This is a genomic window from Desulforamulus aquiferis (genome assembly GCF_030577015.1).
GTDB classification, from domain to species: Bacteria; Bacillota; Desulfotomaculia; order Desulfotomaculales; family Desulfotomaculaceae; genus Desulfotomaculum; species Desulfotomaculum aquiferis.
In genome coordinates this window covers 31,686-46,289 of record NZ_JARPTC010000023.1, presented here as the reverse complement: position 1 = coordinate 46,289, position 14,604 = coordinate 31,686, and the positions used below count along the sequence as shown (strand labels likewise).

The 14,604-nt window shown below is 46.4% G+C and carries 18 protein-coding genes; all 18 read left to right on the top strand.

Going from position 1 to position 14,604, the window contains the following annotated elements; translation table 11 throughout:
• Nucleotides 1-28: 28 nt before the first annotated feature.
• Nucleotides 29-232 (top strand): type II toxin-antitoxin system HicA family toxin, encoded by a 204-nt coding sequence (locus P6N53_RS15595; protein ID WP_304544816.1) that lies wholly within the window; start codon nucleotides 29-31, stop codon nucleotides 230-232.
• Nucleotides 233-265: 33 nt separating this feature from the next.
• On the top strand, nucleotides 266-691 hold the full coding sequence (locus P6N53_RS15590) for a type II toxin-antitoxin system HicB family antitoxin (RefSeq protein ID WP_304544814.1): 426 nt from the start codon (nucleotides 266-268) through the stop codon (nucleotides 689-691).
• A 208-nt stretch (nucleotides 692-899) separates the two neighbouring features.
• Nucleotides 900-1,403: a YqeG family HAD IIIA-type phosphatase gene (locus P6N53_RS15585; RefSeq protein ID WP_304544812.1), complete on the top strand. Its 504-nt coding sequence runs from the start codon at nucleotides 900-902 to the stop codon at nucleotides 1,401-1,403.
• Between the two features lie 103 nt (nucleotides 1,404-1,506).
• Nucleotides 1,507-2,376, top strand: coding sequence for a shikimate dehydrogenase (gene aroE, locus P6N53_RS15580; protein WP_304544811.1), 870 nt, complete (start codon nucleotides 1,507-1,509; stop codon nucleotides 2,374-2,376).
• A gap of 15 nt (nucleotides 2,377-2,391) precedes the next feature.
• Nucleotides 2,392-3,552: a chorismate synthase gene (gene aroC, locus P6N53_RS15575; RefSeq protein ID WP_304544809.1), complete on the top strand. Its 1,161-nt coding sequence runs from the start codon at nucleotides 2,392-2,394 to the stop codon at nucleotides 3,550-3,552.
• A gap of 3 nt (nucleotides 3,553-3,555) precedes the next feature.
• Nucleotides 3,556-4,071, top strand: coding sequence for a shikimate kinase (locus tag P6N53_RS15570; RefSeq protein ID WP_304544807.1), 516 nt, complete (start codon nucleotides 3,556-3,558; stop codon nucleotides 4,069-4,071).
• Nucleotides 4,071-5,147: a 3-dehydroquinate synthase gene (gene aroB, locus P6N53_RS15565; protein ID WP_304544805.1), complete on the top strand. Its 1,077-nt coding sequence runs from the start codon at nucleotides 4,071-4,073 to the stop codon at nucleotides 5,145-5,147. Before P6N53_RS15570 ends, aroB begins: the two co-directional genes overlap by 1 nt.
• Nucleotides 5,148-5,224: 77 nt before the next feature.
• On the top strand, nucleotides 5,225-6,526 hold the full coding sequence (locus tag P6N53_RS15560; protein ID WP_304544803.1) for a GspE/PulE family protein: 1,302 nt from the start codon (nucleotides 5,225-5,227) through the stop codon (nucleotides 6,524-6,526).
• A gap of 93 nt (nucleotides 6,527-6,619) precedes the next feature.
• The gene (locus P6N53_RS15555; RefSeq protein WP_304544801.1) at nucleotides 6,620-7,966 is read left to right on the top strand and encodes a type II secretion system F family protein; all 1,347 of its coding nucleotides are present in this window, start codon (nucleotides 6,620-6,622) and stop codon (nucleotides 7,964-7,966) included.
• A 48-nt stretch (nucleotides 7,967-8,014) separates the two neighbouring features.
• Nucleotides 8,015-8,530, top strand: coding sequence for a type II secretion system protein GspG (locus P6N53_RS15550; protein ID WP_304544798.1), 516 nt, complete (start codon nucleotides 8,015-8,017; stop codon nucleotides 8,528-8,530).
• Between the two features lie 29 nt (nucleotides 8,531-8,559).
• Nucleotides 8,560-8,907, top strand: coding sequence for a type IV pilus modification PilV family protein (locus P6N53_RS15545; RefSeq protein ID WP_304544796.1), 348 nt, complete (start codon nucleotides 8,560-8,562; stop codon nucleotides 8,905-8,907).
• Nucleotides 8,904-9,461 carry a prepilin-type N-terminal cleavage/methylation domain-containing protein gene (locus P6N53_RS15540; RefSeq protein ID WP_304544794.1) on the top strand — a complete coding sequence of 186 codons (558 nt, stop codon included), beginning with the start codon at nucleotides 8,904-8,906 and terminating at the stop codon, nucleotides 9,459-9,461. Before P6N53_RS15545 ends, P6N53_RS15540 begins: the two co-directional genes overlap by 4 nt.
• The gene (locus P6N53_RS15535; RefSeq protein WP_304544792.1) at nucleotides 9,382-10,299 is read left to right on the top strand and encodes a hypothetical protein; all 918 of its coding nucleotides are present in this window, start codon (nucleotides 9,382-9,384) and stop codon (nucleotides 10,297-10,299) included. Before P6N53_RS15540 ends, P6N53_RS15535 begins: the two co-directional genes overlap by 80 nt.
• 21 nt (nucleotides 10,300-10,320) lie before the next feature.
• A complete protein-coding gene (locus P6N53_RS15530) occupies nucleotides 10,321-10,803 on the top strand; it encodes a pilus assembly FimT family protein (protein WP_304544791.1) in 483 nt (160 codons plus the stop codon).
• A gap of 16 nt (nucleotides 10,804-10,819) precedes the next feature.
• Nucleotides 10,820-11,740, top strand: a complete 921-nt coding sequence (locus P6N53_RS15525; protein ID WP_304544790.1) for a type IV pilus biogenesis protein PilM — start codon at nucleotides 10,820-10,822, stop codon at nucleotides 11,738-11,740.
• On the top strand, nucleotides 11,737-12,324 hold the full coding sequence (locus tag P6N53_RS15520) for a PilN domain-containing protein (RefSeq protein ID WP_304544788.1): 588 nt from the start codon (nucleotides 11,737-11,739) through the stop codon (nucleotides 12,322-12,324). The genes P6N53_RS15525 and P6N53_RS15520 overlap by 4 nt, the downstream gene beginning before the upstream one ends.
• A 4-nt stretch (nucleotides 12,325-12,328) precedes the next feature.
• The gene (locus tag P6N53_RS15515) at nucleotides 12,329-13,006 is read left to right on the top strand and encodes a hypothetical protein (protein WP_304544786.1); all 678 of its coding nucleotides are present in this window, start codon (nucleotides 12,329-12,331) and stop codon (nucleotides 13,004-13,006) included.
• Between the two features lie 90 nt (nucleotides 13,007-13,096).
• Entirely contained in the window at nucleotides 13,097-14,548 is a 1,452-nt protein-coding gene (locus P6N53_RS15510; RefSeq protein ID WP_304544784.1) for a TldD/PmbA family protein, read from the top strand.
• Nucleotides 14,549-14,604 lie beyond the last annotated feature (56 nt).

The window sequence follows — 14,604 nt, the reverse complement described above, 5'->3', positions numbered from 1 at the left end:
AATCAATAATATAAGGAAGGTGGTGTTATTGAAAAAGAAGTGTTATTCATCCACGGAACTGCTAAAAATACTTAAAAAAGAAGGCTGGATTATAAAGGGTCAGGAAGGTTCTCACATACATCTGATTCACCCAACGAAACTAGGGAAAGTAACAGTTCCACATCCAAGAAAAGATTTTAAACAAACAACACTCCGGTCAATACTAAAGCAGGCGGGTCTAGAACTAAAATAAGCCCCGCCCCAAAAAGGGGGTTTTAATATATAGATGAAAGATAAATATATTTTTCCGGCCATTTTCCAAGCTTGTGAAGAAGGGGGATATTGTGTTACCTTCCCCGATCTTCCTGGATGTATTACTGAAGGTGATACAATGGAAGAAGCATTTTATATGGCAAAAGATGCACTTTTGTTACATCTCTGGTGTATGGAAGATGAAGGAGATATTATTCCAGAACCTACACTGCCAGATATGATTCAGGTAATAGCAGGGGGGTTTGTAAGCCTAGTAGAAGTGTGGATGCCATCTATGCGAGATAAAATGGCCAATAAGGCAGTGAACAAGACGCTAACCCTACCAAAATGGCTAAACGATTTGGCAGAACAAGAGAAAGTCAATTTTTCATATATACTCCAAAATGCTTTAAAACAGTATCTTGGGGTTTCAGAGTATAGGCCAGCAATTAAAAAATAGTTTATTAAAAGAATAATATAATAGTGAAGCAGGGAAACTCGCAGAAATTCGAGTTTCCCCTTTTTTAATATAGGTAGTGAGAGGAATGCCTTTGACGAGCATAAATAATCTGATGCTAAAGTTGACTATTGTTGTAATAAACAGGTAAAATAGGCACATGCAATTCATAAATAAACGGTGCTACGGTACCATATAAAAGTGGTGTAAAATGCTATCAAAACTATATCCTAAGATGTACGTTACTAGTCTGTTTCAAATAGATCTGGAAGACCTAAAACAAAGGGGCATTAAGTCTATTCTTTTCGATATAGACAATACCGTGATCCCTTGGGACAGCCATAAGATGGCCCCGGAGATTGAGCGCTGGTTTAGAAGCTTATCTGAGCAGGGATTTAAGGTGTGCTTTGTTTCAAATAACAATGAGCATAGGGTTTCTAAACTTTGCTCCTCATTACAGGTTCCTGGTGTACATAGGGCTGCCAAACCGAGGCGTAGGGGATTAAGGCAGGCTCTTAGGCTGCTTGGAACAAAAATTAATGAAACTGCCTTCGTAGGGGATCAGGTTTTTACCGATGTGCTGGCCGGCAATAGGCTAGGAGTATATACAATACTTGTTTCACCCCTAGCAGGCAAAGAGTTTATTGGGACCAAAATTAATAGGCAACTGGAAAAACTAGTTTTAAAACGCATCAAAAGGAAAACCCAAGGGTGAGTCAGGGAGGTCCCAAATGAGTCAGGGGACGGTTCTCTGACTCACTTGTTAAACTACACAAAAATGAGTCGAAGAAACCTGACTTATTTTGGGGGGAAGATAGATGTGGCAGGAGATTAATGGAAAGTCTAGGGTCTGTGGCTTGTTTGGACATCCGGTGGAACACTCCTTTTCCCCGGCCATGCATAACGCAGCCTTTGCTGAAAAGGGGCTAAACTGGGTTTATGTTCCGTTTGATGTCAAACCGGAAAGTTTAGCTAGGGCGGTAAGTGGAATAGTGGCACTAAACTTGGCAGGGGTAAATGTAACCGTCCCCCATAAGCAGGCAGTAATGCCTTTGCTGGATGAAATAGATCCAATTGCCCAAATGATCGGGGCAGTAAATACCATTGTCAACCATGGGGGAAGGCTTATTGGCTATAATACTGATGGCAGTGGTTTTGTGGAATCCTTGGCCAGGGAAGGGGACTTTTCGCCTGCAGGAAAAAACGCCCTAATACTGGGAGCGGGAGGAGCAGCCAGGGCTGTGGCTGTTAAGCTGGCCCTTTCGGGAGTAAAGACATTAGCTTTGTCCAACAGGTCACTGGATAAGGCAGCAGCCCTGGCCAGTCAGATTAGTAAATTAACCGGGGTTCAGGCCAAAGCTTTACCCTGGGGCAAGGAACTACCCAAGGAAAGGGTCGCGGAAAGCCACTTGGTGGTACAAACAACCCCTATAGGTATGAGCCCCGGTAAGGATTCATATCCTGAGTTTCCCTTTGAGGTATTACAACCAGGTCAATTAGTGTGTGACTTAATTTATAACCCGGACCAAACCTGCTTTCTAAAGCTGGCAGCCCAGAGAGGAGCAGCTGTTTTGAATGGTATCGGCATGCTTTTATATCAGGGTGTGCTGGCCTTTGAACTTTGGACAAAAGAGAAGGCCCCGGTTGAAGTTATGAAAATTAGCCTGCGGGAGCAGGTTTGTAAATAGAGGAGTGATTATTTAGTGCTTCGTTTTTTAACTGCGGGGGAGTCCCATGGCCCAGGTCTCACGGCAATTGTGGAGGGCATGGTGGCCGGCTTGCCCCTGACCAGGGAATATCTGGATAGACAGCTGACCAGACGCCAGGGAGGTTATGGCCGGGGTGGTCGTATGAAAATAGAACAGGATCAGGTGCAGTTTTTATCAGGTGTTAGGGGAGGCACAACCACCGGCAGTCCCATAACCCTACAGATTACCAATCGGGATTGGGCCAATTGGTCGGAAATAATGTCGGCGGAACCAGGGGCCAAGCTTGAACAAAGGGTGGTAACCAGGCCCAGGCCGGGACATGCGGATCTGGCCGGGGCCATAAAATATGCTCATCGGGACATGCGCAATGTGCTGGAGAGATCAAGCGCCCGGGAAACGGCTGCCCGGGTGGCTGTGGGAACACTGGCCAGGCGATTGCTGGAGGAACTGGGTGTTACAATTCACGGTTTTGTTAGACGTATTGGTTCGGTGGAGGCTGAGGTCGGCAGCAGCCTTTCGGCAATGGAGCAGGAGAATATTCAAAACTCCCAATTGCTTTGCCCGGATTTAAAGGCAGAAAAACAGATGATGCAAGGGATCGATCTAGCCAAGGAGCAGGGGGATTCCTTGGGAGGAGTCTTTGAAATACATGCCTATGGCCTGCCGGTAGGTTTGGGCAGCCATGCCCAGTGGGATCGCAAACTGGACAGCAGGCTGGCCGGTGCCCTGATGGGTATTCAAGCCATTAAGGGGGTAGAAATAGGCTTGGGCTTTGGGGCAGCGGAAGTACTAGGGTCCATGGTACATGATGAAATTAATTATACCCCTGAAATAGGTTTTTATAGGGCTACCAACCGGGCTGGGGGAATCGAGGGAGGCATAACCAATGGTGAGCCGGTGGTTGTCCGGGCGGCCATGAAGCCAATTCCCACCCTATATAAACCCTTGCGCAGTGTTGACCTGGAAACTAAGGAGCAGTTTGAGGCCTCGGTGGAGAGATCCGATGTATGTGCTGTGCCGGCGGCCTGTGTTGTGGGTGAAGCGGTGGTGGCTTGGGAGCTTGCTATTGTCTTTTTGGAAAAATTCGGTGGAGATAGCTTGCAGGAACTTAAGGAGCGGGTTGATCTGTGGAATATGCAGGTCAGGCAGGTGTAAATAATGAAGAGTGTTATTTTAATTGGCTTTATGGGTTCAGGGAAAAGCACAGTGGGCAGCAGATTGGCTAAAAGGCTGGGCTATAAGTTCATTGATACGGATTGCGCCATTGAGGATGTAACGGGGCTGACTGTTGAGAGGATTTTTTCTAAATACGGGGTTAAAAGATTTCGTGGGGAAGAGGCCCTGCTAGTTACCAAACTGGCTGGTAAAGATAATTTGGTGATTTCCACTGGGGGAGGGCTGGTCTTAAGTGAGGAGAATGTAAGGCTCCTTACCACCAATGGGGTGTTTGTAAGTCTAAGGGCTACAGCAGATACCATCATGAAACGGGTCAGAAATAAACGTACCCGTCCCCTGCTAGCCAAGGGTAACCTGCGGGAAACTGTAACATCCCTCCTTGAACAACGTAAAGAGGCCTATGGCATTGCGGAATTAACTATTGATGTGGACCAACTGACTCCGGAGCAGATAGTTGACATAATATATAAGTACCTTAAGGAAAGGGAGTATATTTAATGAGGACAATTCCCGTGTCACTGGGCAACCGGAGTTATCCCATCTATATAGCCGGCAATATATTGCACCGTTTAGGTGAGATAATGGCAGAGCAATCCCTGGGTAAAAGGGTTTTGCTAGTAACTGACACCAATGTGGGCCCCATTTATGGAAAACAGGTCACTGATATACTGGTACAAGCTGGTTTTCAGGTATCCCTGGCCATTGTTGCTGCTGGGGAGAGTTCCAAAACCTTAGAGCAGGCTGAGAAGCTATATGATGCAGCCTTTAAAGGGGGACTCGACCGTTCTTGTCCAGTAGTTGCCCTGGGTGGAGGGGTTGTAGGTGATTTGGCCGGATTTGTAGCTTCCACCTATATGAGGGGAGTTCCCTTTGTTCAGGTACCCACTACCCTGCTGGCCCAGGTTGACAGCAGCGTGGGAGGCAAGGTGGCGGTAAATCACCCCAGGGGGAAAAATATTATTGGCTCCTTTTATCAGCCCAGGCTGGTGTTGATTGATGTGGTTACCCTGGGTACCCTTGGTGAGAGGGAAATCAAAGCCGGATTAGCAGAGGTTATTAAATACGGAGTCATCTGGGATAAGGACTTTTTTGCCTGGCTGGAGGAAAATATATTTAAGGCCCTTGAATTGGACAATGAAGCCTTGGAATATATTATCGAAATCTGTTGCAGAATTAAGGCAGAAGTTGTTGAACAGGATGAAACTGAACAGGGTCGTCGTGCTATTTTAAATTATGGACATACTGTTGGCCATGCGGTGGAAACACTGTCCGGCTATGGAGCTTATTTACACGGTGAAGCGGTGGCCATAGGTATGGTGGCCGAGGCCAGGCTGGCACAGGATATGGGCTTAATAGCTCCTGGAGAAACAGAGCGGATCGTGAATTTGCTAAATCAGTCAGGACTTCCGGTAAAACAGCCCTCAAAGCTAGATATTGGGCAGATGATCGACTCCATGTACACGGATAAAAAGGTTACCGACAGTAAATTAACCTTTGCTTTGCCCCAGGGTCTGGGATGTGCCGGGGTATATAAGGGACTGGCTGAAGAGGCCATTATAAAGATAATTAAGTAACAAATAGGCTATATGTGCATGATTAAGGAGCCTCCGCCCCTTTAGGGGTGGGGCTTTTAATTTTTGGAGGTAAGGAAATGGCGGAAGCTAACGATTTTTCTCTAAATGAAGAAATACAAAGGATCCTAGGCCCGTCTGTGGCTAATGAAGCAGCGCTCCCCTATCATTCAGGGGTTGAGCGTGTTCCAGAGGAAGCTGGAATTGGTGATGCACCAGTGGTTAGAGTGTTAAACACTATTATTAACCAGGCAATAAGGGATAGAGCCAGTGATATTCACATTGAGCCCATGAAGGGTCAATTAAGGATAAGATTCCGTATCGACGGGCTGCTTCATGAAAAAACATTCCTCTCCCCCTCCGTTCTGCCTCCCCTTGTAACCCGCATAAAAATCCTGGCCAGCTTGGATATTGCAGAAAAAAGATTACCCCAGGATGGACGCTTTCATGCCAAATCAGACAAGGGGGAAGTTGATTTAAGAATATCTACCCTGCCCACAGTATTTGGTGAAAAGGTGGTTATCCGAATCCTTAGCAAAAGTCCGGAGCTTTTGCAAATGGGGCGCCTTGGTTACAACCAGGCAAATCTAATGAGGCTATCGGAGATAATTCGTTATTCCTGCGGCATGATCTTAATTACCGGCCCTACCGGCTCAGGTAAAACTACCACCCTTTATGCATTGATCAACCAATTGAATAATAGTGAAAGAAATATTGTTTCCATTGAAGAACCCGTTGAATATGTTATGCCCGGGGTAAATCAAACCCAGGTAAATAATAAAACAGGTCTCTCCTTTGCTGCCGGTTTACGATCCATTCTTAGACAAGACCCAAATATCATCATCGTGGGGGAAATTAGGGATTTAGAGACTGCTAATATTGCCGCTAAGGCTGGTAATTCGGGACACCTGGTACTTAGCACCCTACATACAAATGATGCCCCGGGGGCTATAGCCAGACTAGTTGATATGGGGGTTGAACCCTATGTGGTGGCCTCATCGGTGGTGGGGGTAGTTTGTCAGAGACTGGTAAGGGTTCTCTGTCCGGGCTGCAAGGAACCCTATCAACTTGAAACGAGGGGTATGGAGCGGGATTTTTCCGGCATTCCCAAGGGGCAAGATGTCATTCTGTACCGACCCAGGGGTTGCCCGGCGTGCCGGCATATAGGCTACCAGGGGCGTACCTGTATCCAAGAAATTCTGCCGGTTTCAAATACAATCCGGCAAATGATCAAAAACAGGGCATCCGAACTGGAGATCAAGCTGCAAGGGATTGCCGAGGGAATGAAAACCATCAAGAAGGATGGACTTGAGCGAGCCATTGAGGGAGTAACATCCATTGGTGAAGTGATGAGAGTGGCATTCTCCGAGGAGGAAAATTAATTAAATTAACTAATAAATCAATTTATTTTGACAAATTAGTTGATTTATTAGACGGTTTTTTGTAAAATTTACCTGTATAGCCAGTGGAATTTAATGACCTTTGAGAATTCACATTTAGACGGCTGTCCGGGAATTAGGGACAGGCTGATAGAGAGTACCGATAGTTCCAAGCTTAGGCTTGGAATTTTTGTTTTTGGAGGAGTTATGACGACCTTTCAATATAAAGGAAGGAAAGAAGACGGAAAAAAGGTATCTGGCTTTATGGAGGCTGGTTCAACCATTGAAGTAGCAGCCAGTACCAGATTGCAGGGTATCTTTGTAACGGATATCCGGGAGGTCTGTGGGGGATGTGGTAAACCCAACAAGTTAGTTAACATAATTAAATATTTGCCTGGTTACAGGAAGAATAAATTAGAACATTTGGCATCCTTTTGCAGGCAGTTATCTACTCTGGTTAATGCCGGCATTCCCATTACTAATAGTCTCGATATCTGCCGTGCCCAGACTGGCTCACGGGAGCTAAAGGGGGCCTTGAAAATAATTATCAAGGGTTTGGAAGAGGGCAATTCATTAGCCCCGTCCTTTGCCAGATTTCCAAACCTGTTTCCGGAAATATTTATTTATATGGTAGAGGCCGGGGAATTGGGGGGAGTTCTTGATGAGGTGCTGGAACGCTTGGCTGACCACCTTGAGCGGGAGCATGAATTGTATGAGAAGCTTAAATCCGCCTTGATTTATCCCCTTACGGTACTTGTATTTTCCCTCATAACTTTAACGGTAATGTTGACCTTTATTTTGCCAAGGATTATTGAAGTACTTCTTGTCATGGGAATTTCTTTGCCACTACCAACTAAAATAGTCATGGCTGTCAGCGAGTTTTTCAGTAGGTTTTGGTACTTGAGTCCCCTTATATTAGCAGTACCTGTACTGCTTCTAAAACAAATTAAATCCAACCCCGGAGGCAGGAGAATATTAGACTCATTAATCCTAAAGACACCTATCTTTGGCCTGGTATATACAAAAATTATCACAGCTCGCTTCTGTCGAACCCTGGGCACCCTCCTAAAGGGCGGTGTAACCATAACCCAGGCCCTACAGGTAGTTCAAAAGTCCACGGGAAATCTCGTGGTGGCAGATGCGGTAGGGGTTGCTCTAGAAAGGGTACAAAGTGGTTCGGAATTATCGGCCCCCCTTGGAGAATGCGGAGTCTTTCCTCCACTGGCAGCAAGAATGATGGCCGTAGGTGAACAAACTGGATGCCTTGACAAAATGATGGAAAAGGTTGGCCTCCATTACGACAAGGAGGTGGGTATTTTGGTGGGACGTCTATCAAGCATTATGGAGCCAATATTAATTGTTTTCTTAGGCGGCATTGTGGGATTTATTATCCTTGCGGTAATGTTGCCAATGATGAGTAGTGTAGTGGGCGGATTTAGTTAGTTAACTAATAGGTATTATGTAAACTAATTAAAGGGGAACCAGCAGCCTATGTTATTAAGAAACTGCCAGGGCCTTACCCTGGTTGAATTAGTGGTGGTTATCGTAATTATCGGTATTTTATCTTCGATAATTGCACCCAATGCAGTGGCCTCTATTGAAAAGAGTAGAGTGGCAGCTACCCTGGCAGATTTTCAGGCCATCAAAGGGGGAGTATTAGCCTACTATGGGGATACCGGGAAGTGGCCCCAATCAAATGAACAGGGAAAGGACCCGGGGCTGGCCACTAAGGATTCCACCAGTGGTTGGAATGGTCCCTATATAGACCGATGGGTTGAAAAATGCCCCTTAGGAAATCAATACAGCTATAACCGGGGTCAAAATATCCCCAATGGTTTAAATATGGATAGCAAATATAAGTTCATTACCATAACTGGTATAGCAACCTCGGCGCGGGATCGCTTAGAAAGGGAATTGGATGGCACGATCAGTGCCAATGCGGGGGTTGTTCGCTATGGGGGAAGTGATGACAACTGGACAGTTTATTTAATTATCTCGGAGCATTAAAGGAGCTTCTAGGAAGTCAGGCACTGACATTGCTGGAAACGGTTACCGCCACAGGTTTGCTGGCAGTACTTATTGTGTCCTTTTCTGGAGTTATGAGCACCGCCCTTTTTACTGCCCATATAGCCAGGGAACAATCCGTAGCCTTATACCTTGCCCAAGCAAAGATGGAAGAGATCTTGTCAAGTAGAAGCAACCAGGAAAGAACTGCTTCGGGAAGCTTTGAGCAATTCCCCGGGTATGTATATGAATATAAGGTGGAGAAATATAAGCAATCTGACCTATTGGCTATAAAGGTCCAGGTTTTTAGATGGGAAGAGGATAAACAGTGCAACCAGGTGGAGCTCTTTACCTTGAAGGCCAGGGGTACCAGTAAATGAAGCTCCCCTTTGCTAGTACCAAGGCAGGCTTTACACTGATAGAAATAATGGTTGTCACCTCCCTGGTCTGCATCCTACTGGCCATAAACTATTCCTTGGTGCAAAACCATACCCTGCTGGCTAAAAAGGGCTACTACCGGGGGGATGTTCATGAAAACCTTAGACTTGCTGCAAACCGTATGTCCAGGGATATACGCCAAGCCCTGGAATATACCATTGGGGTAGATCAAAGGAGCATTCAAATTACCCGATCGGAAAGGGACGGGGCTGGGAATGAGGTCATTAGATATATTACCTATTCCCATGATCCGGTGGACATGGAAGTTGAACGAAGCACCAGGCTTACTGGCCCGGTATCATCTCCCCTACCCCTGGCCAGCCACATCTGTTCTTTGAAATTTGAGCAGGAAGGAAATGCAGTAGTCATTACCATTACGGGTGAAAAAACCTATGTCAAAGAGGGTGACAAGGGTAATGAGCTATACGACTGGCAGCCCTATGGCCTGGTGCTCCAGACAAAGGTTACGCCCAAATTATATAGGGAGCTGCAATAATGGCTTTGCCCTGCCCATGGTTATCATGACCACCGCCCTATTGATGGTTTTAGCCGTAGGTTTTATGACAGTTGCCAGTCGTGAAAGGCAGGGAACCAGTGACGAGATTAACCTTACCAAGGCCCTTTACCTTGCAGATGCAGGTGTAGAACTCACTTTACAATATTTGGCGGAAAGTTCGTTTGTTTGGTCCGATTTTGTTACAAACCTGGGTCAGGGACAGAGCGTTAAGGTGTCCAGAGCGGTGGGGGAAATTGGGGATGGCAGCAATGAAGTGTGGCACTTTAATTCAGAGGGTACTATTGAGGATGAAGAGGGCAAGGTCTTAGCTAGAAGGAGCCTACAGGCCACCGTGAAAAGGGCCTTTTTACCAGGCCAATTTACTGAGGGCGTCGACCCAGGCAACTCCCTACTGCTGGGAGGCAATGAAGACCCCCAGGAGGCTATTTTTTATCACCGGGGAGATTTAACGCTATTTGGGCAGGGAGAATTTAGGGGTAGGTTTATCCTGGCGGTGGACGGAAAAATAACCGTGGAAGGCTGTTTGCAGCCAGGGGAAGCCGAGGACTCCCTGACAATAATCAGTTCCCGGCAGGTTGAACTGGCCGGTGGCTGTACCCTCTGGGCTGTTATTTTTACACCTACCTGCCTTTTGGGTAATCACTCCTCCCTATTTGGCCGAACAATCTGCGGCACAGTAATCAAGCAACCAGGTTCAGTACAGGTGAGTGATAGTTCCACTTACTCATTTGAAGAGCAGTCAATAAATTTTGTCCAAGGCATCGCCCCCTACCGCCCTATGTTGGTTAGATGGCGTGAACTATATCCGGTATTTTAGTTGAACTAAGGTGTATTTATTATGAGGGAACATGGCTTTACAATTATTGAGACCATCCTTGTCCTGTGCATCTTTATTTTTCTTCTGACTACCACCCTAGCCCTTTGGCCAGGTCATCTGCATAAGCATCAATTGGAAAGGATAGCAAGGGAGCTGGTAGCAGATATCCGATATCTCCAGCAGCGTTCCTTGACGGATAACAGCTCCTTCTACGATATCAGGTTTAGTACAGCCTCCACCGGCCATTATTATGAGCTGAGGCTGGCCGAGGGCAATCAAATGAAGAGGATTAAGCGGGTTTACCTACCCGAAGGAATAGAATTTGCAGCCTTTACCTTTAACGACACCACCATGTCATTTACCCCGAAGGGAACTTCCGCCAATCCCGGCACCATTGCAATGGTACACAGGGGATTGAATAAATTTATATACATTAAAGTGGCGGTAACTACCAGCAGGGTTAGAATGACTTACCTTAATACCAATCAATCAGATGAAAAGTAAAGAACGGATGAAATGTATGAGTTACTGGTTAAGAAACGAGATTTGTGCCGTTGACTTAGGGAATCATAGCATCAAAATAGTTCGTATGCAAAGAAATGGTCTAAGCTGGAGGGTCTCCCATAGGATTGCCTGCCCAATCCTGGAATTTGGGGACAGCAGCCATAAAAAAAATGCAGAATTACTCAAGAAGGCCATTGGGCAGTTGGGAATACAGGGAAACAGGGTTGTTTCCCAACTTGGGGCTCCCCAGGTAATTATTCACCAGTTAATCATGCCAGATATGCCCACCAAGGAGCTTGCTAAAGCTGCTAATTGGGAAGCGCAGAAATTACTATCCGTACCGGTTTCTGAGGCTGAAGTTCGGCCCATAGTATTGGAGAGGATAAAGGGAAGAAAGGATCGCCAGGAGGTTAAGATACTCCTTGCCGTTGTCCCCCACTCCCTGCTCTATGGTTTTTATGAAATATTTGAACGGGCTAATCTTATCCTATTAAACCTTGAACTATCTATATTGAATCTTTGGAGGGTCTTCCATAGAGAAACCTGTAAACCTGAGGCAACCAAAATACAAGGGGTTATAGATGTGGGATATGACTCCAGCGATTTTATTATTATTAATGAAGGAAGACTGTCCTGGGTCAGGAACTTTGCCCATGGAGCCAGTTCAGGTATACAGGTCGTACATCAGCTAATAACAGGGCTTAATGAAGAATTGGAAGCCTTTCGTTTACAGGAGATGGCCGGCAGGCCGGAGAGATTGCTCATAACAGGTGGTGGCAGTGAGCTGGCTGGATTACCCGAAGGTCTGGAGGAAGGCTTGGGACTGCCTGTCCAAATTGGCTATCCGATGTTGAAGGACGAAAGGGGTGTCCCGCAGACCCTGGCACCACAATATTCAATGGCCGCTGGCTTGGCCCTGGGAGAGGTTTGTCGATGAATTACCGGGTTAATCTCCTGCCTGAAGATTTAACACCCAGGGATACTGGTGGGATGAAACAGCTTAGGCCCTATGGTTTTGGCTTAATTGTTTTGTTCTTGGGGTTCCTTCTTTATTTCAGTATGGTAACAGCAAAAGAGGTGCAGGCTGATTTATTAGCAGTAGAAGCACAGCTTGACCAATATAGACCAATTACTAGGGAATTCCAGGAAATTAAACTGCGACAGGGTGAAGCTCAGGAAAAAGTACTTCATTTAAATAAATTGATCAAGGGTCGGAAAAACTGGTCGGTTTTTCTGGCCGAATTAAGCAGTCAGATTCCCGAGGGGATATGGATAAATAAGATACATTTATATCATATAGCCGAGGAAGCCCTTGACGAGGAAGAGAGGCCGGTACCACCGCCAAACTCGCTGCTAATCAGAGGTAGCAGTGAGGGGGTGGAAAATATCGGCAAGCTGATATTTGCACTAAATCAGCTAAGGGAGCTGTCTTCTATAAAATTAGATGAAATAAAGGAAGTGTCCTCAGGCGATTACAGCTATACAATTACTGCCTCTATAGGAGTAGGGGGAGGTAATTAAGGAATTGTTTAACAGGAAGATAAAAGTACAAAGTCAGTCCTTTAGATTGGTTGTTCTAGGATTATGCCTAATCTACCTGGCAATATTATGTATACTTGTAAGGGAGATTTACCAGGGCAAGGTGGCCATTGCCCTGGCAAGGTCAGAATTAGCCAGTATCAGTAAGGACATAGGTATGGTTGAGAAAAACAGGGAGGGGCTTATTGCCTTAGAGGCCAATTTAGAGTCCCTGTATAAAAACTTCGCTGCCAACTATCGGGACGGTCAGTTCCTGGTAAATCTGGATCGCAGCCTAAGGGAGGCGGGGGTCAGGCTAATTGGTCTTCGAACTATCGGTATAACCCAGGAAGAAGGATGTTTTGCCCTGTCTTTGGAGATTGAGCTGTCAGGTGATTACAACAGGCTCTGTGGAATCGTCGGGTATTTAGAAAACCAGTCTAATCTCACCGAAATAAGAGAACTACTGATCACCAAAGCTCTAACCGAGTCTAAAGAAGAGGACCTGACAGGAGCCGATCCTTTGCCTGGCGAGGTACCTGGTTATTTGCCACCGGATCAGGTTGTCGCGAAGTTCACGATGCTGATTTTTTTCCTGGAACCAGGGGATGTAGGACTTTTACAAGAGGAGGTAAAAAATTGGTCCTTTGGCAGGCAAAACCCCTTTTTGACACCTTCCAGGTAAATACAAATGAATAAACATCTTTAAGAAAGTAGACAATAGAATGATAAAGGGCTAATATATTACCAGTATTTGCTTTGGGAGGCGTTATTATTGGTTGATAAACAGCTATTAAAAGAGGTGCTTGGTGTTGCCCTGTCCAACGGGGGAGACTTTGCGGATATTTTTTTAGAAGAAAAACAAAGCACGGGCATAGGCATGGAAGCTGGCCGCATTGAGAGGGTTAATTCCGGCCTTGATGCCGGGGCAGGTCTAAGGGTACTGTCCGGTGAGGCCACTGCCTATGCCTATACCAATGATACCAGCAAGGAAGGACTGCTGGAGGCAGCTAAAATAGTTAGCCATGCGGCCCAGGGGGGCAAAAGAGATGTTAACCTTGATCTAACAACTATTAAGCCCCTAGTGGATTTTAAGATTAAAACCAGGCCCGAGGATGTACCTACCCATGATAAGGTGGAGCTTGTCAGGAAAGTAGATAATGCTGCCAGGGCTGTGAACGGAGAAAAGATAAAACAGGTCATTGTAGGTTATGGCGATACAGTTCAAAGGGTAACCATCGCCAACAGTCAGGGTACCTTTGTTGAAGACGAAAGGGTGCGTACCAGGCTGATGGTCAATGTGGTGGCCTCGGAAAATGGTAAGATCCAGACCGGCTATGATGCAGTGGGCAGTCACAATGGCTTTGAGCTGTTTGAACAGTACGACCCGGAGGCCCTGGCCCGGAATGCTGCCAGACGAGCTGTGAGCATGCTGGACGCCCTGCCGGCCCCTTCGGGAAAGATGCCGGTGGTTATGGCCGGGGAAGCTGGTGGCACCATGGTCCATGAGGCCTGTGGCCATGGGCTGGAGGCTGATTTAGAGCAGAGGCAGCTCTCGGTCTACTCGGGCATGAAGGGACAGCAGGTGGCCAGTGAACTGGTGACTGTGGTGGATGATGCCACCATGCCGGATCGATATGGCTCCTACCGTTTTGATGATGAGGGAGTACCCTCTGAAAAGGTAACCATGATTGAAAATGGTATACTAACGGATTATCTATATGATCGTTTGTCGGCAACCAAGGAAAACCGGGAATCCAATGGTCATGGACGAAGGGAATCCTACCAGCATAAACCCCTGCCCAGAATGGCCAATACCTATATTGGGCCGGGCAAGGAAGAACCTGAAAATATTATTAAAGGTTATAAAAATGGACTGCTGGTTAAAAAGATGGGCGGCGGACAGGTCAATACCACCACGGGAGATTTTGTTTTTGATGTGGCTGAAGGGTATCTAATCAAAGACGGTGAAATCGGTTCCATGGTGCGGGGTGCCACCCTTACCGGAAATGGACCGGAGGTATTGCGGATGGTGGAGCGGGTCGGCTCTGATTTGGGCTTTACCATCGGTACCTGTGGTAAGGACGGTCAGGGGGCGCCTGTTTCAGATGCCCAGCCCACCATGGCCATCAAAGAGCTGGTGGTAGGAGGAACAGCAGGCGGAGACGAGGGTGCCTCACTGTCGCCATATTTGGATACCAGTTTTAAAAAGATTAAAAGAATTTAAGAAATTTGGTCGGGGTTGTCAAAAAACCCGGCCAATTTTTATACATTAAATTTTTA

What these genes read in the sequence shown, in the direction of transcription:
- P6N53_RS15590 (WP_304544814.1), top strand. Translation starts at nt 266, where the DNA reads ATGAAAGATAAATATATTTTTCCGGCCATTTTCCAAGCTTGTGAAGAA.
- P6N53_RS15585 (WP_304544812.1), top strand. Translation starts at nt 900, where the DNA reads ATGCTATCAAAACTATATCCTAAGATGTACGTTACTAGTCTGTTTCAA.
- aroE (WP_304544811.1), top strand. Translation starts at nt 1,507, where the DNA reads ATGTGGCAGGAGATTAATGGAAAGTCTAGGGTCTGTGGCTTGTTTGGA.
- P6N53_RS15570 (WP_304544807.1), top strand. Translation starts at nt 3,556, where the DNA reads ATGAAGAGTGTTATTTTAATTGGCTTTATGGGTTCAGGGAAAAGCACA.
- aroB (WP_304544805.1), top strand. Translation starts at nt 4,071, where the DNA reads ATGAGGACAATTCCCGTGTCACTGGGCAACCGGAGTTATCCCATCTAT.
- P6N53_RS15560 (WP_304544803.1), top strand. Translation starts at nt 5,225, where the DNA reads ATGGCGGAAGCTAACGATTTTTCTCTAAATGAAGAAATACAAAGGATC.
- P6N53_RS15555 (WP_304544801.1), top strand. Translation starts at nt 6,620, where the DNA reads ATGACCTTTGAGAATTCACATTTAGACGGCTGTCCGGGAATTAGGGAC.
- P6N53_RS15550 (WP_304544798.1), top strand. Translation starts at nt 8,015, where the DNA reads ATGTTATTAAGAAACTGCCAGGGCCTTACCCTGGTTGAATTAGTGGTG.
- P6N53_RS15540 (WP_304544794.1), top strand. Translation starts at nt 8,904, where the DNA reads ATGAAGCTCCCCTTTGCTAGTACCAAGGCAGGCTTTACACTGATAGAA.
- P6N53_RS15535 (WP_304544792.1), top strand. Translation starts at nt 9,382, where the DNA reads ATGAGCTATACGACTGGCAGCCCTATGGCCTGGTGCTCCAGACAAAGG.
- P6N53_RS15530 (WP_304544791.1), top strand. Translation starts at nt 10,321, where the DNA reads ATGAGGGAACATGGCTTTACAATTATTGAGACCATCCTTGTCCTGTGC.
- P6N53_RS15525 (WP_304544790.1), top strand. Translation starts at nt 10,820, where the DNA reads ATGAGTTACTGGTTAAGAAACGAGATTTGTGCCGTTGACTTAGGGAAT.
- P6N53_RS15520 (WP_304544788.1), top strand. Translation starts at nt 11,737, where the DNA reads ATGAATTACCGGGTTAATCTCCTGCCTGAAGATTTAACACCCAGGGAT.